The sequence below is a fragment of the Catenulispora subtropica genome, from assembly GCF_039531675.1.
Classification (GTDB): domain Bacteria; phylum Actinomycetota; class Actinomycetes; order Streptomycetales; family Catenulisporaceae; genus Catenulispora; species Catenulispora subtropica.
The window spans coordinates 19,417-40,107 of sequence record NZ_BAAAQM010000021.1 but is presented as its reverse complement, the minus strand read 5'-3'; the positions used below and the strand labels follow the sequence as shown (position 1 = coordinate 40,107).

Sequence of the window (20,691 nt, the reverse complement as noted above, 5' to 3'; positions counted from 1 at the left end):
GCGGACCGTCGGCGGGCGGGGGTGCCGGGGCCGGGACGGTCGGTGCCGTGCTGTGGGGCGGTACGGGGATGGTGCCGGGGGCGGTGCCGGGGGCGGTGCCGGGAGTGCGTGGGTGGTGCCGCTTGCCTATGGAGTTCTAACCACTCGGAGGGTAATTCAGTCCTCTGATATTTACACCGACTGGTTACGGACTGGTGGCCAATGCCTGGATTTCTCCCACTCTTATCGGAGTGGAGGCTGTATCGACGGTCCCCGCGTATTTCGCTCCCGCCAGCAATGTCGGCGCGGCGCCGTCCACCGTGCACTCGATGTGCCAGGTGACGGTGGCTTTGAGGTTGTAGACCCCCGCGGCCACCGGCCCGCCCCCCTTCACGTAGAACGGCGCCGTGAAAGTGTTCACGCAGGCGTTCGGTGCGTCACTGGCGGTGGGATCGAAGGCGATGTCGTAGGGAATCCCGTAACCCTTGCCGGGGCTCGGGCTCGCCGTGCCGTTCCCACAGGTGAAGGCCGGGCCGCCGGGCACGTCGGTGGTCCAGGCGACCTTGTCGATCACCGCCCGGTCGATCACGACGTGGGAGGGGCCGCCGGCCACCGGTGTGATCGTCGTCTGCAGGGCCGGCGGCACGCCTTCGAGCCAGAGCCAGGTCGGCATGCCGACCACTTCGAGCACCGGCTTCGGGGCCGCCGGATTCTGCTCGGGCGTGAGGCCCACCGTGAGCTGGCCGGGGATGAACTTCGCGGCGATCGTGTCGCCCTGGTTCGTCTCCGTGGTGGGGACGTCCGTCGTGCCGGGCGGAAGGACGTTGGTCGTCGACGGCAACGCCGTGATCGTCGGCAGCACCGCCTGCCGCGCGGCGGCCGCCGGCGGCGTGTGCGGTAATCCGCCGTCCTTGGCCGGCGCGCCGGTGTCCTGATTGAACGGCGCGGCCATCCCGGTCGTGTTAGCGTTGCGCGACGCGCAGCCGGAACCGGCGAGCGCGACCGCGAGGACGGCAGCGGACAGCGCCGCCGGGCGTGGCGTGATGCCGCCGACGCCGCGACGCTCCGTTGCGCTGCTGCGACGCGCCGTCATCACCGGTGCTCCCGAGATCGCGGTTGCTGCTGAGCTGGGAAGTCGTCTTCGTTACGCTAGGGATCCAGGTATAGGCGCAGCGTTGCGGAGTGTCAATATTCGTAGTCAGTCAACGCCTGAGTGTGTACGAGCACGTACTCACACCGCCGCCGGTGTGCGGCCGTCGACAAGGTGTGACCAGGTGGGACCGTGGCGGGATTTCTCTTATAGGGCTTCGGAAATCAGGTCCGCGTGTTCGGCGGCGCGGCCGTAGGCGAGGGACAGCGCCCACGCCCGCTTCAGGAAGTAGTGCAGTCCCATCTCCCAGGTGCAGCCCATTCCGCCGTGGACCTGGATCGCAGCCCTCGCGTTCCCCACCGCCGCGTCGTCGGCGAGGATTTTCGCCGCGGACACCGCGGTCGCGGCGGCCGGCAGGTCGGCGCCGTCGCCGTCGGCGCGGTCGTCGTCGAGCAGCACCGCGGCCGCGTGCACCGCGGCGCGGGCCAGTTCGGCGCGGGCGAACATGTCCGCGCACAGGTGCTTGACCGCCTGGAACGAGCCGATGGCGCGGCCGAACTGCGCGCGCTGCTTGGCGTACGCCACGGCGCGCTCGGTCAGCACCGCCGCCATGCCGACCTGGTACGCGGCCGTGAGCAGCGCGCCCTCCCGCAGCAGCGCGTCGGCGGCCGCCGCGTCGCCGACGATCTCGCCGCGCAGCGGCTTCTGGCTCAGCCGGTGCAGCGGGACGCACGGGTCCACCGGGTGCGGGACCGGATCGGCGCGCAGCTCGATCGGCTCCACCCGCAGCACCTGGCTGTGACCGGGGAAGGCGTGGGCCTCGCCGTCGACGGCCTCGACGACCAGGAGCGCGTCCAGCGCGTCCAGGTGCTCCAGGTAGCAGGCACCGCTTGTCAGATCGCTGAGCCCGACGCGGTGCCGGCCGCTCGCGTACTCCGGCAGTAGCGGCGCCGCCAGCGCGGTGGCGGTGTACGGGCCGGTCGCCAGCCCGCGGCCCAGCTGCTCGAAGACGTGCACCGCCTCGGCGTGCCCGAGCCCGAGCCCCCCGGCGTCCTCCGGCACCCGCAGCCCGAACACGCCGAGCTCGGCCAGGTCCCGCCACAGCGCCACGTCCACCCCTCCGGCGCCGGGCTCGGGCCCCTCCTCGCCGGGGGTTCCCGGACGGGGGTGCTTGCCCAGCACGTCGCGCACCGCGCCGGCCAGTGCCAGCTGGTCCTCGGTCGGCCGGAAGTCCATTACCGCCCGCCCCCCTTCGCGGCCGCGGCCGTCGCCGACGGCTCCTTGGGCAAGCCGAGGATCCGCTCGCCGATGATGTTGCGCTGCACCTGCGACGTGCCCGCCGCGATGGTGTAGGCCAGGGACCTGAGACGCTCGTAGCCCGGCTCGCCGTCGTACGTGAAGTGCTCGTCGTCGAACGCCAGCGCCTCCCGCCCGCGCACCTCGGCGTGCAGGTCGTCGAGGTGCTGCCGGGCCTCGGAGAACCTCAATTTGAAAACTGAGGAACCGGGTCCGGGAACGCCGCCCGCGCCGTGTTCGGCCTCTGAGACGTTGCGCTTCACCAACGCCCACAGGGCGTCGAACTCCGCCGCCAGGCGGGCGATCCGCCGACGGATCTCGGAGTCCTCCCACGTGGCGTTCTCCCGCGCCAGGGCGGCGATCTCGGCCAGCCGGCGCCGGGCCCACACCACCTCGGAGACGAAGCCGGTGCCGCGTTCGAAGGCGAACGTCACCATCGCGATCCGCCAGCCGTCGCCCTCCGCGCCCACCCGGTTCGCGACCGGGATCCGGACGTCCTCGAGGATCATCTCCGAGAACTCCGTCGAGCCGCCCGCCGTCATCAGCGGGCGCAGGGTGATGCCCGGCGTGTCCATCGCCATGATGAGCCAGGTGATGCCCTGGTGCTTCGGGCCGTCGGGCGGCCCGGTGCGCACCAGCAGCTCGCAGAAGTCGGCGACCTCCGCGTGCGAGGTCCAGATCTTGCGGCCGGTGACGACATAGTGGTCACCGGTGCGGTCCAGCACCGCTCGCGTCCGCAGCGCGGCCAGGTCCGAGCCGGCGTCGGGCTCGGAGAAGCCCTGGCACCAGATCTCGTCGCCGCGCAGGATCGCCGGGATGTGCCGCTCGCGCTGCTCCGGTGAGGCCTCCGCGATCAGCGTCGGCCCGGCGTGTAGCAGGCCGACGAAGTTCACGCCGACGTACGGAGCGCCGGCCAGCTCGGACTCCTCCAGGAAGATCAGGTGCTCGGTCGGGGTCGCCCCGCGCCCGCCGTACTCGGCGGGCCAGTTGAGCCCGGCGTAACCGGCCTGGTGCAGCAGGGCCTGCCAGTGGGAGTCGTACGCCCGCCGCGCCTGCCAGTCGTCCTGGGACGGCTGCGGATCCAGGGTCGGCAGGACCGTCCGGAGCCAGGCGCGCAGGTCCTCGCGGAACCGCTGTTGGGCCGGTGTGTCGCGCAGCTGCACGGCGGACTCCTCGAAATCTGACGGACCGTCAGGTGAGCGTATTGCGGAAGATCCCGGCCGACAAGACCCGCTGCCGATCTGATGCCGGGTCAGTTACCGTGCCCGCATGCCTCTGGATCTGAGAGCCCTGCTGGAACCGTCCCGGTGCGCCGTCGTCACCTCCGAGCTGCAGAACGGCGTGATCGGGGAATCCGCTTTGTTCCCGGAGCTGGCCCGGCTGGCCCGGCGCCGGCTGCCGGCCATGGTGCGGGTGGTGGACGCGGCGCGCGCGGCCGGCGTCCCGGTGATCCACGCGACCGTCCACCGGCGCGCCGACGCCCGGGGGGCCAACACCAACGCCCGGCTGTTCGGCGCGGCGCTGAAGGCGGCGCGCAGCGAGGGCTTCGAGGATCTGCTCCCCGGTTCGCGGGCGGCCGCGGTCGTCGACGAGGTCGGCGTGGCGGACACCGACATCGAACTGCCGCGGTTCCACGGCCTGGGGCCGATGTACGACTCGGGCCTGGCCGCCGTCCTGCGCAACCTCGGGGCGCGCACGGTCGTCCCGGTGGGCCTGTCGGTGAACGTGGCGATCACGAACCTGGTGATGGACGCCGTCAACGCCGGATTCGACGTGGTGCTGCCCCGGGACGCGGTGGCCGGCGTGCCCGGGGAGTACACCGAAGCGGTGATCGACAACACCCTGGCGGTGCTGGCCGTGGTGACGACCAGCACCGAGCTCCCGAAGCTCTGGCCGGCTCAGCCGCCGAGCTGAGCCTCGCGCTGGCGCTTCGTCGAGTGCACCGGGTCGGTGTCGAACCGCGGCAGCACGTGCCGGCCGAAGGTCTCCACCGACTCGATCGCCACGTCGATCGGCATCGCCGTGGACAGCATCCCGAACACCAGCTGGTCGGCGCCGATCGCGCGCACCGCCTCGACCGCGGCCGCGACCTCCTCGGGCGTGCCGACGCACATCTGCTTGGCCTGGATGATCGCGTCGAGGGTGGGGACGTCCATCTCCGGGATCTTGCCGCCGAGGTCGTCGACCCACTGCGGCCGCGGGAACGTGTCGAGGTACTTCCACAGCAGCGTCTGGTGGTAGCCGGAGCCCATGGAAGCGGCGACCTCGCGGGCGCGGCGGCCGTCCTCCAGGCACATCAGCTGCGACGTGATCATCACGTTGTTGTTGATGTAGCCGCCGACCGGGTTCTCGCAGCGCTCGATCTCCTCCTTGTAGACGGCGATGAGCTTGGCGAGGTCGTCCATCGAGGCCTGAGCGAAGCAGAGCACGCCGATGCCCATCTCGGCGGCCTTCTTGAACGTGCCCGGCGAACCGGCCGCGACCCACAACGGCGGGTGCGGGTCGGTCAGCGGCTTGGGCAGGACGTTGCGGGTGGGCATGGAGAAGAAGCGGCCGTCGAAGGAGTAGTCCGTCTCCTTCCACATGCGCACGATCTCCGGCAGCGTCTCGTCGACCATCTCGCGGGTCAGCTCCGGCTCCTCGATGCCGAAACCGCGCTGCTCCGTGGTCGAGGAGCCACGGCCGACCCCGAACTCGAACCGGCCGCCGGACAGGTGGTCGAGCATCGCCACCTTCTCCGCGACCCGGGCCGGGTGGTTGACCGGTGGGGTGATGTTGAAGATGCCCGAGCCCAGGTGGATGCGCTCGGTGGCGGCCGCCAGGTAGCCGAGGAAGGCCTCGTTCGCCGACAGGTGGGAGTACTCGTCGAGGAAGTGGTGCTCGGTGGCCCACGTGTACTTGAAGCCGGAGCGGTCGGCCGCCTTGACGAGCTCGATCTCGTCCTTCAGGCGCGACGCCTCGGTGAGGTCCGGGTGGTCGCGCGGTACGTACAGGCTGTTGAAGAGGCCGAACTCCACGGTGGGCTCCTAGTCGTCGTCGTGGCGGCGTCTGCATCTGACGCACCGTCAGATATCGTACTGATCGGCTTTGCGGTCGCAAGGGGTACGACCGGGGACGGCTCTTCCCCCCGATGGCGGTCCGGGGTAGAACTGACCCACCGTCAGATCCGATGAGGAGGCGCAATGCTCGACGCACGGAGCCTGTGGGACCTGATCGAGCTGCGCGCCGAGGCCGCTCCCGGACGGGAGCTGCTGGTGGACTCCGGCGGCTCGCGGATGACGAACGGCGAGTTCCGGGACGCGGCGCTGCGGACGGCGGCCGGCCTGTACGGCCTCGGCGTGCGCGCCGGGACCGTGGTGTCCTGGCAGCTGCCGACCTGGAACGCAGGCTACGTCCTGATGGCCGCGCTGTGCCGCCTCGGGGCGGTGCAGAACCCGATCATCCCGATCTACCGGGACCGCGAGGTCGGCTTCATCGTGCGGCAGATCCGGCCGGAGGTCGTGATCACGCCCTCGGAGTTCGGCGGCTTCGACTTCGCCGCGATGATCGCGCGGCTCACCGAGGGGACCGGGACGCGGCACGTGGCGGCGGACCGGACGCTCCCGGAAGGGGACCCGGCGGTCCTGCCCGCGTATCAGGCCCCGCAGGAACGCGAGCTGCGCTGGTACTTCTACAGTTCGGGGACCACCGCCGACCCCAAGGGTGCGCGACACACGGACGCCGCGATCCTGGCCGCGGCCCGGGGGATGCACTCGTGCCTGGAACTGACCTCCGAGGACATCAACGGGATGGCGTTCCCGTTGACGCACATAGCCGGGCCGATCTGGCTGGGCGCCTCGTTGATGGCCGGGGCGTCGAACGTGCTGCTCGACCGGTTCGACCCGGCGGCGGCCGTGGAGCTGTTCGGCCGGGAGAAGGTGACGCTCGGCGGCTCCGGGACGCCCTTCCACCTGGCGTATCTGAAGGCCCAGCGCGAGTTCGCGCTGACGCATCCGGGGGAGCGGGCGTTCCCGACCTTCCGGCTGTGCAACGGCGGTGGCGCGCCGCGTCCGGCGACGCTGCACGCGCAGATCCGGGACGAGGTCGGCGGGCTGGGTGTGATCGCGGGCTGGGGGCTGACCGAGGCGCCGATCCTGACGATGTCGACCGTGCACGATCCGCAGGCCGCGCTGGACGACTCGGAGGGGCGGCCGATGCCCGGCGTGCGGCTGCGGGTCGTGACGCTGGAAGGGAAGCTCGCCGAGCCCGGCGAGGAGGGGGAGCTGCGGGCCAAGGCGCCGCAGATGATGTTGGGCTACGTGGATCCGGCTCTGGACGAAGATGCCTTCGACGTGGACGGCTACTTCCGTACCGGGGACCTGGGGACCATGGACGCGGACGGCTTCGTGCGGATCACCGGCCGGCTGAAGGACATCATCATTCGCAAGGGCGAGAACATCTCCGCCAAGGAGATCGAGGACCTGCTGTTCACCCACCCGCGGGTGGCCGACGTCGCGGTGATCGGGCTGCCGGACGCGGAGCGGGGCGAGCGGGTGTGCGCGGTGGTCGTCGGCGGCGAGGGTGCGGCGGCGCTGGAGTTCGTGGAGATGGTGGAGTTCCTGCGGGGCGCCGGGCTGATGACGCAGAAGCTGCCCGAGCAGCTGGAGGTCGTGGACGTGCTGCCGCGGAACCCGACCGGCAAGGTGATCAAACGTGACCTGGTCGCCCGGTTCCGGGACTGACTCCTATATATAGGACACACCCGGAACGTAGAGCACGGACAGTCGGCGCTCCGGCTCCCGCGCCGCGAACTGCTCGAGCAGCGTCGCGAAGGCCCGGTCGGCGACGGCGATCCGGATGCCCGGCGGACAGGTCCTGAGCCATGCCTCCACGGTGTCCAGCGCGGTCCGGGCGTCCTGGGGCAGCGGCCGGTCCGCCGCGTCGGCGGGCAGCCGGTTCAACAGATGGAGCGGCAGGTCCACACGGCTGACGCCTGGGGCCAGCACGGGATGGAGGAAATCCGCCGGGTCCAGAGGAGCCAGGTCGATCAGGCCCGACGCATGGTCGATCGCGATCCCGGCCATGGTCAGCAGCCAGCTCTGACGGGCTGTGCCGAAGGCGAAGACGGTCGGCACGCCGTCGCCGAACACCCCGCCCGCGCGGGCGTAGGCGGTGGCGTGGTCGGCCTTCCAACTCGGACCGATGTGCCCCCGGGACCAGACGACCATCATGCTCGTGCCCTGAGGCTCGTACGCGCTCCGCTCCCCGTGGGCGGACATGGGGAATCCGTTGGTCAGGGCCAGAGGCAGTGCGATCGAGACGGCGGCGAGGACGGCCTCGGTGCGGCGGGGGACGGGGCCGCCGACGAGGAACAGCCCCAGCGCGCCGATCCCGCACAGGGCGACCACCCATGCCGCGTCGACCAGTTTCGAGCTGTAGTACTGCGGGGCTCCGGCGCGGATCCGGCCGTCGAGCTCCGCGGCGACCGCGATCGCGAAGGACGCGCCGGCGCTCACGGCCGAGGCCCGCCACACCGGCGAGCGGCGGCCCGGGCGCGTCAGAACGGCCGCGACGGCCACCAGGACCAGCACGATCGACGACCCCCGGGGCAGGGAGACGAACCCGCCGAACTCCGTGAACAAGCCGGTGACCGGATGGTCCACCAGGCTTCCGGCGACGGGTACCGCCGACAGGGCCAGCGCGGGCGCGCCGACGCGGATGAGCAGATCGCGCGGTCCGCCCGGGGTTCTGAGCGCGGGACGCATCCGGAACGCGACGACGGCGGCGATCCCGGCGTTCACCAGGAACAGGGTGTAGACGTACGCGATCGCGGTGAGCAGCACTCCGGACAGCAGGATCTGCTCGGAGACGCCGGCCGGCGGCCGGAACAACACCGCCAGGGTCACGGCGAGGAACGCCAGCCCGAGGATCTCGGCGTCGAACGACTGCCAGAACAAGGCGCTGAGCTGACCGAAGACGGCGACGGCCGAGGCCGTGGCGGTGACGAGGACCCGGCGCCACCCCGTGACCGAAGGGCCGGCGACCCACCTCGCCGCCCACGGGATCGCGAGGGTCAGGACGCAGAAGCCCAGGGCCTCGTACTGCGTGTACCGGACCACCTCCGCGGTCGAGGTACCGGGTGCGGTCGAGGATCGGCGGAAGACGTCGAGCAACGTGTAGAGATAGTGGCTGCCCGGGGGATATCGCGTCATCCCCAGGAGATATGGCGACGCCTGCTTCGGGTGCAGCATGGGATAGCCGCCGATCCGGTGGATCGCGTCGAACAGCGAATAGTGGTTCGCCGTGTCGTGGCGCGGCATCAGGTACGGCAACGCGTCGACGAATCTCTTCCCGCGTACCGGCCGGCGCAGCAGGTACCACGCGATCACGGGCCCGGCGAGGATGATCGCGTCCGTGCCGCGGAGCCGCCCCGGGATCCGCGGAGTCCGTCCCGTGCGCAGGTAGACGATGCCGCCTGCCACCACGAGCACCGTGTTCCCGAACCCGGCCACCGCGACCGGGTGCAGATGCCAGGGCCAGAAGCTGAACAGCATCCCGGCGGCGATCAGGAGTCCCCCCAGGAGCGCGCCGGCGATCACCAGCCGGTCCACCAGAGTGCGGCCGACCCGCAGCAGCGAAGCGGTGCCGGCCAGGAGGACCAGCGGCGACAACGCGTCGCCGTGCAGCACGTGCATGAGGGTGGGGAACGCCCAAGCGGCCGCGACGAGGCCCATCGCCATCAGGGCATTGGTGCGTCGCGCACCCGACCCGCGACGATCTGTGACGGACACTCCCGAAGGATCGCAGAATCCTGCCTCGGCGGATAGACGTCGTGGACGAACAAGGGGTGGCGGTACCGGCGGGGTGTACCGGTACCGCCACCTCAGGCCGGGCTCCGTTGGCCGGCCCCGTCCGGGTGCTGCCTGGACGCTTCCTGATGCCGCCGCTTATGCCGCGGCGGCTTTCAGCACCCTCTCCGCCTCGGCCACCACGGCGCTCACTCCGGGCGCGAGGCGCGCCGCAGCCGCGCCCCGGTATGTCCGCAGTGGTGCGCGGCCTGAGAGCCGGTCGGCGAGGACGTCGGCCTGGTCGAGCACGACCGCGCTCGGCCCGGCCACCGTCCGGCGGTGCTCCGCGCAGGCCCCGAGGGCGTAGACCGCCGGGTCGGACACCGAGCGCAGGGTGTCGTCGACGACGATGCCGCGCGCCACCGCCAAGCCGGCGGTCCATGCCAGCGCGACGTTGGGCGCGGTGCCGCAGCTGAGCACGGCGAGGTCGGTGGTGAGGCGGTAGCCGTCGGCGAGGGTGACGGCGGCGAGTCGGCCGTCGGGCCCCTCGTCGAGGCTGCGGACCCGGCAGTCCTGGTACGCGACCACGCCGGCGCGGCGCAGCGCGAAGTACGCGTCCGCGGGCGTGATCTCGGGCGCGGCCGGAGTCTGGTCGACGAGCTCGACGTGCAGCGGCGGACGGTCCGGATCGTCGGCCCGCAGCGCGTGCAGGGCCGCCGCCACCCGCAGTCCGCCGGTGCCGCCGCCGATCACCACGGCGCGCGAGGCGGTGGCGGCGGCCTGGGCCAGGGCGCGGAAGTCGGCGGCCGAGTGCGCGGGGAGCACGCCGGGCAGCAGGCGCTGTCCGTCGGCGGTGCGCAGACCGCGGATCGGCGGCAGCACCGGGTTGGTGCCGGTGGCCAGAACCAGCGTGTCGTAGGGCTGGACGACGTGGTCGGTGGAGTGGACCACGCGGTGCAGGCGGTCCACGGCGGTGGCCCGGACGCCGGCGCGCACCTGGAGGCGCGGGTCCACGGGGACGGGCAGCGCCGACAGGGCGGCCTGGGCGGCCCGCGCGGTCTCGGCGGCCAGTCCCTCCGGGCTGGTGGCGGCGGCCAGCGCGTCCGGCAGCGCGTCCCGGTCGTGGGCGGTGGCGCCCTCGGCGGCGTAGACGGTGACCGCGAGGTCGGCGTCCGCGTCGGCGGACAACAGGCGGGTGACGAGGCGGTGGGCGGCCAGGCCCCAGCCGACGACGACGATCTTCCTGGTCATCGGGATCCCTTCGGTCGGCGACTCGGTGTTTTCGACTCTGGCCCACGCAGGTTTCCGTACCGCTTCGGCGGTGTTTCGGCCGATGTCCTCCGACGATCCACAGGAGTACGCTTCGAATGCCTGTCACGAGAGCGCGGCAGGCCGGGGGATGGAAGAAAGCGGGGAGGGGCGCGCGATGCGCGACCAAGTGAAGCGGCATCGGGCCAAGCTGGCCGTCGGCGGCATGCTGTCCGCCGCGGTGATCGGCTGGGGCGCCGCGGGGTGCAGCCACGACGACCACGAGCGGTGCGTCGACACCCGGGACAACACTGTGATCCAGGACCAGTACTGCAAGGACACCAGCACCGGCTACAGCTACGCGCACTGGTACCGCGGGGGCAGCGGCTTCAAGATGGGCTCGAGAGTCAGCGGCGGCGAGACCGGCGGACACGGCACGGTCCGCGGCGGCTTCGGCGGGCACGGCGGCGAGGGCGGGCACGGCGGCTGATGCGCAGGGTGGAGTGCCGTCCCCGGGACGGCTGGCAGAAGGCTGTCGAGTCGCAGGGCCTGGTCTTCCCGACCACCGTGAAGGAGGACGGCAGCGTCGTCCCCTACTGGTACGAGTCCGCGCACTACGCGCTCACCATGGACGAGGTCGACGCGCTCGAGGACACCACCGCGGAGCTGCACGCCATGTGCCTGGCCGCGGCCGAGCACATCGTCGCCCGGGACCGGTTCGCCGACCTCGGCATCACCGATCCCGTCGTCGTGCGGGCGATCCGCGAGTCCTGGGCCGCGCAGCCGCCCACGCTCTACTCCCGGTTCGACCTCCGCTACGACGGCGACGACGGCCGCACCGCGAAGCTGCTGGAGTACAACGCCGACACCCCGACGATGCTCCTGGAGTCCGCGATCTGCCAGTGGTACTGGCTGCAGGACACACGTCCGGAGCTGGACCAGTGGAACTCGCTGCACGAGCGGCTGGTCGAGGCCTGGCAGCGGATGCGGGTCCGGCTGGCGCACGGCCCGGTGCACTTCGTCTTCGCCGAGTCCGACGAGACCGGCGAGGACTTCATGACCTCCGCCTATGTCGCCGAGACCGCGGAGCAGGCCGGGCTGACGCCGATCCAGCTGCCGATCGAGCAGGTGGGATGGCACGCCGCCTCGAAGTGGTTCGTGGACCTGGACCAGACCCGGATCCGCACCGTCTTCAAGCTGTACCCGTGGGAATGGCTGGTCATCGAGGACTTCGGGCCGCTGGCGATCGAGACCCTCGACCGCACGCAGTGGGTCGAGCCGATCTGGAAGATGCTGCTGTCCAACAAGGCGCTGCTCGCCATCCTCTGGGAGCTCTACCCGGAGCACCCGAACCTGCTGCCGGCCTACCTCGACGGCCCGCGCGACCTGAAGGACTACGTCGCCAAGCCGCTGCTGGGCCGCGAGGGCGCCTCCATCAAGATCGTCACCGGGGGCGAACACTTCGAGCAGCCGGGCGATTACGGTGAGGAAGGCTACGTTTACCAAGCGTTCTCGCCGCTCCCGTCGTTCCCGGGCAGCGACGGCGGCGGACGCGCGGTGCTCGGATCGTGGCTGGTCGCCGGGGAACCGGCCGGCCTGGGCATCCGCGAGTCCGACGGCCTGGTGACCGACACCTACGCGCGCTTCGTCCCGCACGTCATCGACGGTTAGCGGGGCCGCGCCCGCCCACCCCGGACCAGGCGATCGTGTCGATTGCCGGACGCTTACTGGGACCAAGCGCCGCGATCAGCCACAATGGCGGGCATGGCCGAGCAGAAGAAGCAGCAGTGGGTCCTCACCCTGTCGTGTCCGGACACGCCCGGCGTCGTCCACGGCGTCGCGAACTACCTCCTCATGACCGGCTGCACCATTCTCGACAGCCAGCAGTACGGCGATCCGGACACCGGCCTGTTCTTCATGCGCGTCAGCTTCAGCCGGGTCCACGACGAGGTCACGCTGGAGCAGCTGACCAGCAGCTTCGAGGCGGTGGGCGCGACCTTCCGGATGACCTGGCGCTTCCACGACGCCGAGGAGCGGATGCCGGTCGTGCTGATGGTCAGCAAGTTCGGCCACTGCCTGAACGACCTGCTGTTCCGGGCCTCGACCGGCGCGCTGCCGGTGCACGTCGCGGCCGTGGTGTCCAACCACCGCGACTTCGAGGAGCTGACCCGCTCCTACGGCGTGGACTTCGTGCACCTGCCGGTGGCCGCCGGTGACGCCGAGGCCAGGGCGAAGGCCGAGACCGCGCTGCTGGACCTGGTCGAGGCGCGCGGCGTGGAGCTGGTCGTGCTGGCCCGCTACATGCAGGTGCTCACCGACGACGTCTGCAAGGCGCTGGAGGGCCGGATGATCAACATCCACCACTCCTTCCTCCCGAGCTTCAAGGGCGCCAAGCCCTACCACCAGGCGCACGCCCGCGGCGTGAAGCTGATCGGGGCCACCGCGCACTACGTCACCGCGGACCTCGACGAGGGGCCGATCATCGAGCAGGAGGTGGCCCGGGTCGGCCACGCCGTGACCCCGGAGCAGCTGGTCGCGGTGGGCCGGGACGTGGAGTGCCAGGTGCTGGCGCGCGCGGTGAAGTGGCACGCCGAGCACCGGGTGCTGCTCAACGGGCACCGGACGGTCGTCTTCCCGTGAGCCTCGGCTCGCGGGAGCACATGAGGCCCTGAGGAGATCGAGTTCTCCTCAGGGCCCGCATATGTGCCGGATCAGCTATGCGATCCGGATGCCGGCGGCCAATTCACCGGGGACGAACCCGTCCCGCCGCCGGACGGCATCCCGGAGCCGGTCGCGGAGGGCTGGCCCGTCGGACCGTCGGTGGGGCTCGGCCCCTGCAGCTGCAGCAGCTGCTTGCGGATCTCCTCCTCGTGCTTCCACGACTCCTTCGCGTACTTCACGTAGTCGGGGTTGGAGACGATCCGCGTGATGTCGTCGGCGGACAGCAGCCGGCCGCCGGTCGGCGCGGGCAGGCCGCCGACGTCTGACGTGCCGACGACGTTCACGCCCAGCAGGATCACCGGATCCTTCAGTCCGTCGGCCACCCACTCGGCGCTCTGTCCCTCGGACGGGTACTGGCCGATGACGCCGTGCCCGCCGCCCGCGCTGGTCTGCGTGCAGTCGTCTCCCGGGTGGGCGCAGCTCGGAGTGTGGCCGCCGAGGAGATTGGCCGCCGAGCCCGCCGACGGGAACAGGAGGTTCGTCTTCCCGTCCGGCGCGGTCAGCTGTACGACGTAGGAGTTCGCGGCCTTCACGGTGAAGCCTTGCGGCAGCTTCGCCTGGATATAGGGCACCGATCCCTTGGCGAACTCCGTGCTCCAGTCCACCTGCTCCTGCCACAGGTCGCAGTACTTCTTCGTCTGGCCCCCCGGCAGGTTGGGCGGCGGCATGCAGGTCGGCGAGAAGGACTGGAAGGGCTGGCCGTTGACGACCTTCGAATCCAGCATGCCCCCGAGGGTTTTCTGCGAATCGGCCCCTCCCGACGCCGCCGACGTGCCGGGGCCGGATCCGGTGCCCAGCACCGCGACCCCGGCGCCGACCGCGACCACCGCCAGCGTGGCCGCCCCGGTCAGCACCCAGTCCAGGCGCCGTCTGCGTTCACCCCACGCCATCGCGGCGCTGATGACGTCCCGCTGATGCGGCTCGTCCTCCGGCGCCGGGATGGCGTCGGACAACAGCTTGCGCATGTCGTTCACTCTTCATCTCCCAGCTAGTCGTGGATGAGCTCGCCGACGGCCGAACCGAGGTGCTGCCGCAGCATGGCGATCGCGCGCGATGTCTGGCTCTTGACCGTCCCGGCCGACACGCCGAGCGCGTCGGCCGTCTGCTCGACGGTCAGGTCCTCCCAATAGCGGAGCACCACGACGGCCCGGGCCCGCGGCGGCAACGTGTCGAGTGCGTTGCGCACCGCGAGTCGCAGGTCGGCGTCGTCCGGGCGCGCGGCGGGCTCGGGAGCGTCGTCGAGCGCGACCGTCCGGCGGTCCTTCTTCTTGAGATCCAGAAAGGCGCGGAACAGCACAGTGCGGGCGTACGCGTCGACGGAGTCGGCGCGCATCACCTTCGGCCAGGACCGGAACAGCCGACCGAAGGTCGTCTGCACCAGGTCCTCGGCGGTGTGCCAGTCCCCGCACAACAGGTACGCGCTGCGCCGCAGGTGCGGCTGCGCACCGACGGCGTACTCGCGGAACCGTTCGCGGGCCTCGGCCGAACCGCCCCGGGCCAACGTGCTCTTGAGTGTCCTCACACCAGGTATGACCGGAGGCGGCTCCATACGGTTGGAACCGGAGTTCCGGTCACACCGGGATCTCGTGCCCGATCGCCATCAGCAGGGCGCCGAGCTGCACGATCAGCTGCCGCTCGATCTCCTCGCGCGGCATGTCGCGGTGCTTCAGCCAGTCCAGCACGCCGGTCTCGGCGGCCGCGACCCAGCATTTGAGGGTCATCCGGACGAGCGGGTCCACCGGGGTCGGCTCGGACAGGCCTTCCACCAGGAGCTCGTAGACCGTCTCCTCCACGGAGTGCACGAGCTCGGCGGACTCGCCGCCGGAGCCGTACGCCGCCGATCCGCCGAGCAGCGCCACGAACCCGGCCGAGTGCGCCTCGGCGAACTCCACGAACGCCCGCACCGCGCGGTCCAGCCGCTGCAGCGGGGTGTCGCCGGGCTCCACCTGCGCCAGTCGCCGGGTGAGCTCGGCCGCCGCCTTGGACAGCGCCGCGGCGTAGAGCTCCTGCTTGGTCCCGAAGTAGTGGTAGACCAGCGCCCGCGAGGCACCCGCGGCCTGCGCCACGTCGTCGACCGACACCTCTTCCGGACCGCGCTTGGACAACAGGTCCAACGCCGCCTCGATCAGCTCGTCGCGGCGGCGGTCCACCGACAGCCGGCGGCGCGGCGCCGTGCGTGAGGGGGACCGGACGGGTCGGGAGCTGCGGGACTCGGACTGCACATCGCCATGCTGCCACGTCTGGCGTGGGGAGCGAATCGGGAAACCGCCGACGGCGATTCCCGTCAAGTTCCCGTGTGTGCCCGCGTCTTCCGCTCAATCCGTGGCCGGCCTTCGATAACGGCTCGTGAACAAGTCTTGTCGAGACGAGTGTGCCCGCTTACATTAGACGCCGTGTCCAATAAAACCGGCCCCACCCCCGAGGCACTGGAGCGCCACCGCGAAGCGCAGGCGCTCGCCTATCGCTGCGCCGAGACCGTCGGCGCGGGACTGGAAGCCGGCGTCACGGAGCGCGAAGCCGCGCGACGGATGCGCGCCTACCTCCGGGACAACGGCGTTGAAGACTTCTTCCACATCCCCTTCGCCTGGTTCGGGGAGCGCACAGCGTTCCGCTCGCTGAAGGGCCCGTGGACGCCGCTGCACTTCTTCCCGACCAACAAGCGCCTCGAAGAGGGGATGTCCTATGTCCTGGACTGCTCCCCGGTCGTGGACGGCTACGTCTCCGACATCGGCTACGCCGGCGTCTTGGGCACGAACCGCATCTTCGAAGCGCTCATGCGAGACCTCGGGGAGTACCGCACGCTGATCCTGGAACGGATCAAGGCCGGCGACACGCTGTCCGCGGTCTACGCCGCCGTGGACACCCTCATCGCCCAGCAGGGCTACGAGTCCCGGCACAAGGTCTACCCGGGCCGCGTCATCGGCCACCAGGTCGGCCACATGAGCCAGCGCCGCAACATGGGCCGCTACGCCTTCGGGTTCGGCCTGCGGACCCTGGAGACCCTCGGCCGCGAGATCGTCACCGAGGGCATCAAGGGCCGGTCCCCGCTGTGGGCCGGCGGCCGCGCCTCCCGCCACGCGCCCACTCCCGGGCTGTGGGCGGTCGAGCCGCACATCGGATTCCGCAACGTCGGCGTGAAGTTCGAGGAGCTGCTCGTCGTGACCGAGGACGACGCCTACTGGCTCGACGACGACCTGCCGCACGTGCGGCGCTGGCAACAGGAAGGCGCATACGCATGACCCAGGACGTCCGCACCCTCGCGGTGACAGTGGAGGGCGGCAAGCTCTCGGTCCGCACCTGCGGGGACCCGTCGAAGCCGACCGTGTTGCTCGTCCACGGTTACCCGGACACCCAGGCCGTGTGGGACGGCGTGGTGTCGGAACTCGTCGACGACTTCCATGTCGTCACCTATGACACCCGCGGTATCGGCGCCTCCAAGGGCCCGCTGTTCAAGCATGGGTACACCTTGGAGCGGCTTGCCGACGACCTCTATGCGGTCGCGGACATCGTCGCGCCCGGACAGCCTGTTCATCTGGTCGGCCATGATTGGGGATCCATCCAGGCTTGGGAAGCGGTCACACGTGCGGACTCCGCACAGCGTTTCCTCTCCTATACGTCGATCTCCGGGCCTTGCCTGGACCACGCGGCCATGTGGACGCGCTCAGGGCTCCGTAAGCCGACTCCCAAGGCGGCGGCGCGTTCTCTGAAGCAGGCGCTCGCTTCGTGGTACATCGTCGTGTTCCACCTTCCGGTGGGTCCGCGCGTGGTGTGGCGGCTCGGGTTGGCCAAGCAATGGCCGCGGATCATCAAGGCCATCGAGGGGACCTCTCTGACGGCCTCCGCGACGCTCTCCAGGGACGGCTCGCGCGGCGTTCTCTATTACCGCGCGAACATGCTGCCCAAGATGCGGCGACCGGAGGAGCGGCCTACGTCGGTACCGGTTCAGGTGCTCACCCCGACTGGCGACCGGTTCGTCACCCCGGCGCTCGCCGCGCAGGCGCCGGTGCCGTGGACGGAGCGCCTTTACGTGCGGAAGGTCAGCGGCGGCCACTGGATCGTCGTGAAGAAGCCCGCGCTGATCGCCGAACGGATCAAGGAGTTCGCGTTGTCCGGCATCGCGACGCCCGGCGGCCCCGAACCCGTGCGCTCGCTGCTGCGTGCCGAGGCACGGCAGGGGACGAAGGACCGGCGGGAGTTCGAGGACAAGCTGGTGGTCGTCACCGGCGCCGGTTCCGGGATCGGCCGTGCCACGGCGCTGGCGTTCGCCGAGAAGGGCGCGGACATCGTCGTCGCCGACATCGACGCGGTCGCCGCGGCCCGCACCGTGGAACTCGTGGAGCTGCTCGGGGCGCGGGCGTACCCGTACACGGTGGACGTCGCCAGCGCCGAGGCCATGGAGCAGTTCGCCGAGGACGTGAAGGCGACGGCGGGGGTGCCGGATGTCGTCGTCAACAACGCCGGCATCGGAATGTCCGGACCCTTCCTCGCCACCGAGGTCAAGGACTGGGAACGCATCCTCGGCGTCAACGTCTGGGGCGTCATCCACGGCGCGCGGTGCTTCGGCGAAATGATGCGCGAGCGCGGTGAGGGCGGGCACATAGTGAATCTCGCTTCCGCCGCCGCATATACGCCGTCGCGCACACTGTCTGCATATTCGACGTCCAAAGCCGCGGTGCTCATGCTGTCCGAATGCCTGCGCGCGGAGTTCGCCCGCTACGGCATCGGCGTCTCCGCGATCTGCCCCGGGTTCATCGCCACGAACATCACCCGCACCACGAAGTTCGTCGGGCAGAGCGCTGAGCAGCAGGAGCGGACCCGGCAACGCCTCACCGGCCTGTACCGGCGGCGCGACTTCGGCCCGGACAAGGTCGCCGAGCGCATCGTGGCCGCGGTGCGGCGCGACCAGCCGGTGGTCCCGGTGGCGTTGGAGGCCAAGGTGAGCAAGGCCGTTTCCCGGCTGTCCCCGGCGCTGGCGCGGCGGATGGCCAAGATCGACCCGACCGGCTGAGGAGCGGAACCATGGCTGACACCCCGGCGTTCCCGGATCTCGAACGCCACCCGGACCTGAAACCGCGGCGCGTGAAGTTCGACTGGGAGAACACCCCGCTGCACTGGGTCCCCGAGGACCCGTACGCGACCCACATCATCAACGTGCTCCACCTGCTGCTGCCGGCCGGCGAGCGCTGGTTCGTGCACGTCTACAAGCAGGTCCTGCCCTACATCCGCGACGAGCGGCTCAAGGCCGAGGTCAAGGGTTTCATGGGCCAGGAAGGCACGCACGCGGTCGCGCACCAGAACGTCCTGCACCACATGAAGGTCCAGGGCCTGGACCCCGACCCCTTCGTCGACCAGGTCGAGTGGCTCTTCGAGCAACTCCTCGGCGACGGCACCATGCCGCCGTCCGCCCGCAAGAAGTGGCTCCGCGAACGCCTCGCCATCATCGCCGCGATCGAGCACTTCACCGCGGTCCTCGGCAAGTGGATCGTCGACTCCCGCGGCCTCGACGAAGCCGGCGCCGACCCGGTGATGCTCGACCTCCTCCGCTGGCACGGCGCCGAGGAAGTCGAACACCGCTCCGTCGCCTACGACCTGTTCATGCACCTCGACGGCTCCTACGCCCGCCGCGTCCGCGCCATGCTCGTCACCGCCACAGCCTTCGCCTGGATCTGGGGCCGCGGTGCGAAGTTCATGGTCGCGGCCGACCCCCACGACATCCGCACCGGCCGGCCTCGACGCATGACGCAGCGCGAGTTCATGGCCCGCTTCCGCGCCGCGCACAAGCGCGGCCGCCTCCCTTCGATGTCCAGCCTGGTCCTCGAGGTCCCGAAGTACCTCAAGCCCTCGTACCACCCCTCACACCACGGCTCCACCCAGACCGCCCTGGACTACCTGGCGATCTCCCCGGCGGCGGTGTACGCGGCCGAGCTTGCGGCGGCGCGGAAGGACGGGACCGCGGAGCGGGCATAGCGGGCCCCCAAGGACGGCGGGGCCGTGGCAGATCAGGGCTGCCGCGGCCCCGCCTTTTTCAGAAGCATCCCATTTTGGGAAGGTATGCCCTTCCCCGGCGATCTAGCATGAACCCATGCAGCAAGCCATGGACGTCTCCGACCCCGTCTGTCAGTCCGGCCGCGCCTGGGTGGACGAGGCGATCCGCCGTGTCTCGGCGGACGCCAACCGGTCCGCGGACACCCACCTGATCCGGGTGCCGTTGCCCGAGCACTGGGCGGAGTGGGGGATCGACGTGTACCTGAAGGACGAGTCGACGCACCCCACCGGGTCGCTGAAGCACCGGCTGGCGCGGTCGCTGTTCCTGTACGGGCTCTGCAACGGATGGATCCGGCAGGGGACGACGATCGTGGAGGCGTCCAGCGGGTCGACCGCGGTGTCGGAGGCGTACTTCGCCAAGATGCTGGGTCTGCCGTTCGTGGCGGTGATGCCACGGTCGACGTCGAAGGAGAAGTGCGAGCTCATCGAGTTCCAGGGCGGCGTCTGCCACTTCGTGGACGATCCCGGGGCGCTGTACGAGGAGGCGCGGCGGGTGGCGTCCGAGGCGCCGGCCGACACCGGCGGCGGGCACTACATGGACCAGTTCACCTACGCCGAGCGGGCCACCGACTGGCGGGGGAACAACAACATCGCCGAGTCGATCTTCGAGCAGATGGCGCAGGAACGCTTCTCCTGCCCGTGCTGGATCGTGGTCGGCGCGGGCACCGGCGGGACCTCCGCGACCATCGGCCGGTACCTGCGCTACCAGCGGTACGGCACCCAGCTCTGCGTGGTGGACCCGGAGAACTCGGCCTTCTTCGAGGGCTGGCGCCGCCGCGACCCGGGGTACGCCACCGGCCGCGGCTCGCGCATCGAGGGCATCGGCCGCCCCCGCGTCGAGCCGTCCTTCCAGCCGGACGTGGTGGACCGGATGATCCAGGTCCCGGACGCCGCCTCGATCGCCGCGATGCGCCTGGTCTCCGGACTCACCGGCCGCGACGCCGGCGGCTCCACCGGCACCAACTTCTACGGCGTGGTGAAGCTGATGTGCGAGCTCCGCACCGCCGGCGCCCGCGGCTCGATCGTCACCCTGCTCTGCGACGGCGGCGAGCGCTACCGCAACACCTACAAGTCGGACACGTGGCTGGCGGAACACGGACTCGATGTGGCACCGTACGCGACGCGACTCCAGGCAGCGCTCACTACCGGAAAGTGGGCCGACTAAGGCGGGGAGAAGTACCGCCTCCCGATGATTGTTTCAAAGCTGTCGAGAAGTCTTTACCTGCGACAGCGCAACCATTGGCACTACGTATAGAGGCCGACGGATTTCTACGTACATCGCAGGATGCGCAGATGTCCGACCCCGGGCGAGGGTTGCGTGGGAACTTCACGTGCCGTCCTCGGAGGTAGCCACATGCATGTCACGACCAGAGCCCCTCGGGCGGTGTCGGCCATCGCCGCACCCGTCCCCGGCGCCCTGGCCGCGACCCCTGCGCCGGCCGCGCCGCCGAGCCTGAGCGTGAGCCTCGGCACTGTCAGCGACACCGCGTACCACCAGGTGGCCACCGCGGTGAGGGGCTCCATGCCCTGACTCGCAGACCGGCC

19 protein-coding genes are annotated in these 20,691 nt (G+C 70.7%); 10 read left to right on the top strand and 9 right to left on the bottom strand.

Features of this window, described 5'->3' with window-relative positions; genetic code table 11:
• Window positions 1-184: 184 nt before the first annotated feature.
• The 3 genes from ABD466_RS19360 to ABD466_RS19350 all read right to left on the bottom strand — a co-directional run bounded on the left by ABD466_RS19360 (window position 185) and on the right by ABD466_RS19350 (window position 3,528).
• Window positions 185-1,072, bottom strand: coding sequence for a hypothetical protein (locus ABD466_RS19360; protein ID WP_344658497.1), 888 nt, complete (start codon window positions 1,070-1,072; stop codon window positions 185-187).
• 204 nt (window positions 1,073-1,276) lie between these two features.
• On the bottom strand, window positions 1,277-2,305 hold the full coding sequence (locus ABD466_RS19355; RefSeq protein ID WP_344658496.1) for an acyl-CoA dehydrogenase family protein: 1,029 nt from the start codon (window positions 2,303-2,305) through the stop codon (window positions 1,277-1,279).
• Window positions 2,305-3,528, bottom strand: coding sequence for an acyl-CoA dehydrogenase family protein (locus ABD466_RS19350; protein WP_344658495.1), 1,224 nt, complete (start codon window positions 3,526-3,528; stop codon window positions 2,305-2,307). The genes ABD466_RS19355 and ABD466_RS19350 overlap by 1 nt, the downstream gene beginning before the upstream one ends.
• 106 nt (window positions 3,529-3,634) lie before the next feature.
• On the opposite strand from ABD466_RS19350, the gene ABD466_RS19345 reads away from it, so the two are divergent.
• A complete protein-coding gene (locus ABD466_RS19345) occupies window positions 3,635-4,279 on the top strand; it encodes a cysteine hydrolase family protein (RefSeq protein WP_344658494.1) in 645 nt (214 codons plus the stop codon).
• Here ABD466_RS19345 and ABD466_RS19340 read toward each other — a convergent pair.
• Window positions 4,264-5,382, bottom strand: coding sequence for an LLM class flavin-dependent oxidoreductase (locus tag ABD466_RS19340; RefSeq protein WP_344658493.1), 1,119 nt, complete (start codon window positions 5,380-5,382; stop codon window positions 4,264-4,266). The two genes, ABD466_RS19345 and ABD466_RS19340, sit on opposite strands and share 16 nt — an antisense overlap.
• 165 nt (window positions 5,383-5,547) lie before the next feature.
• On the opposite strand from ABD466_RS19340, the gene ABD466_RS19335 reads away from it, so the two are divergent.
• Window positions 5,548-7,086, top strand: coding sequence for a class I adenylate-forming enzyme family protein (locus ABD466_RS19335; RefSeq protein WP_344658492.1), 1,539 nt, complete (start codon window positions 5,548-5,550; stop codon window positions 7,084-7,086).
• Window positions 7,087-7,089: 3 nt separating this feature from the next.
• Here the strand turns inward: ABD466_RS19335 and ABD466_RS19330 are convergent, their stop codons facing one another.
• Together ABD466_RS19330 and ABD466_RS19325 are read right to left on the bottom strand one after the other, a co-directional pair.
• Entirely contained in the window at window positions 7,090-9,084 is a 1,995-nt protein-coding gene (locus ABD466_RS19330; RefSeq protein ID WP_344658491.1) for a hypothetical protein, read from the bottom strand.
• Between the two features lie 207 nt (window positions 9,085-9,291).
• The gene (locus ABD466_RS19325; RefSeq protein WP_344658490.1) at window positions 9,292-10,383 is read right to left on the bottom strand and encodes an FAD-dependent oxidoreductase; all 1,092 of its coding nucleotides are present in this window, start codon (window positions 10,381-10,383) and stop codon (window positions 9,292-9,294) included.
• A gap of 175 nt (window positions 10,384-10,558) precedes the next feature.
• On the opposite strand from ABD466_RS19325, the gene ABD466_RS19320 reads away from it, so the two are divergent.
• The 3 genes from ABD466_RS19320 (at window position 10,559) to purU (ending at window position 13,020) form a co-directional block, all read left to right on the top strand.
• Window positions 10,559-10,870, top strand: coding sequence for a hypothetical protein (locus ABD466_RS19320; RefSeq protein ID WP_344658489.1), 312 nt, complete (start codon window positions 10,559-10,561; stop codon window positions 10,868-10,870).
• The gene (locus ABD466_RS19315) at window positions 10,870-12,051 is read left to right on the top strand and encodes a glutathionylspermidine synthase family protein (protein WP_344658488.1); all 1,182 of its coding nucleotides are present in this window, start codon (window positions 10,870-10,872) and stop codon (window positions 12,049-12,051) included. Before ABD466_RS19320 ends, ABD466_RS19315 begins: the two co-directional genes overlap by 1 nt.
• Before the next feature lie 84 nt (window positions 12,052-12,135).
• Window positions 12,136-13,020, top strand: coding sequence for a formyltetrahydrofolate deformylase (gene purU / locus ABD466_RS19310; RefSeq protein ID WP_344658487.1), 885 nt, complete (start codon window positions 12,136-12,138; stop codon window positions 13,018-13,020).
• Between the two features lie 71 nt (window positions 13,021-13,091).
• Here the strand turns inward: purU and ABD466_RS19305 are convergent, their stop codons facing one another.
• From ABD466_RS19305 to ABD466_RS19295, 3 genes are read right to left on the bottom strand one after another with little or no spacing between them, the layout of a single operon-like run.
• Complete coding sequence (locus ABD466_RS19305) at window positions 13,092-14,066, bottom strand: hypothetical protein (RefSeq protein ID WP_344658486.1); 975 nt, start codon at window positions 14,064-14,066, stop codon at window positions 13,092-13,094.
• A 23-nt stretch (window positions 14,067-14,089) separates the two neighbouring features.
• The gene (locus tag ABD466_RS19300) at window positions 14,090-14,623 is read right to left on the bottom strand and encodes a SigE family RNA polymerase sigma factor (RefSeq protein ID WP_344658485.1); all 534 of its coding nucleotides are present in this window, start codon (window positions 14,621-14,623) and stop codon (window positions 14,090-14,092) included.
• A gap of 49 nt (window positions 14,624-14,672) precedes the next feature.
• Window positions 14,673-15,323 (bottom strand): TetR/AcrR family transcriptional regulator, encoded by a 651-nt coding sequence (locus tag ABD466_RS19295; protein ID WP_344658484.1) that lies wholly within the window; start codon window positions 15,321-15,323, stop codon window positions 14,673-14,675.
• 171 nt (window positions 15,324-15,494) lie between these two features.
• Between ABD466_RS19295 and ABD466_RS19290 the strand changes: the two genes are divergently transcribed.
• The 5 genes from ABD466_RS19290 to ABD466_RS19270 all read left to right on the top strand — a co-directional run bounded on the left by ABD466_RS19290 (window position 15,495) and on the right by ABD466_RS19270 (window position 20,677).
• On the top strand, window positions 15,495-16,340 hold the full coding sequence (locus ABD466_RS19290; RefSeq protein WP_344658483.1) for a M24 family metallopeptidase: 846 nt from the start codon (window positions 15,495-15,497) through the stop codon (window positions 16,338-16,340).
• Window positions 16,337-18,109: an SDR family oxidoreductase gene (locus ABD466_RS19285; protein ID WP_344658482.1), complete on the top strand. Its 1,773-nt coding sequence runs from the start codon at window positions 16,337-16,339 to the stop codon at window positions 18,107-18,109. Before ABD466_RS19290 ends, ABD466_RS19285 begins: the two co-directional genes overlap by 4 nt.
• Before the next feature lie 11 nt (window positions 18,110-18,120).
• Window positions 18,121-19,068: a metal-dependent hydrolase gene (locus ABD466_RS19280; protein ID WP_344658481.1), complete on the top strand. Its 948-nt coding sequence runs from the start codon at window positions 18,121-18,123 to the stop codon at window positions 19,066-19,068.
• 115 nt (window positions 19,069-19,183) lie between these two features.
• The gene (gene cds1, locus ABD466_RS19275; RefSeq protein ID WP_344658480.1) at window positions 19,184-20,311 is read left to right on the top strand and encodes an L-cysteine desulfhydrase Cds1; all 1,128 of its coding nucleotides are present in this window, start codon (window positions 19,184-19,186) and stop codon (window positions 20,309-20,311) included.
• 189 nt (window positions 20,312-20,500) lie between these two features.
• A complete protein-coding gene (locus ABD466_RS19270; protein ID WP_344658479.1) occupies window positions 20,501-20,677 on the top strand; it encodes a hypothetical protein in 177 nt (58 codons plus the stop codon).
• The last annotated feature ends 14 nt before the right edge of the window (window positions 20,678-20,691 follow it).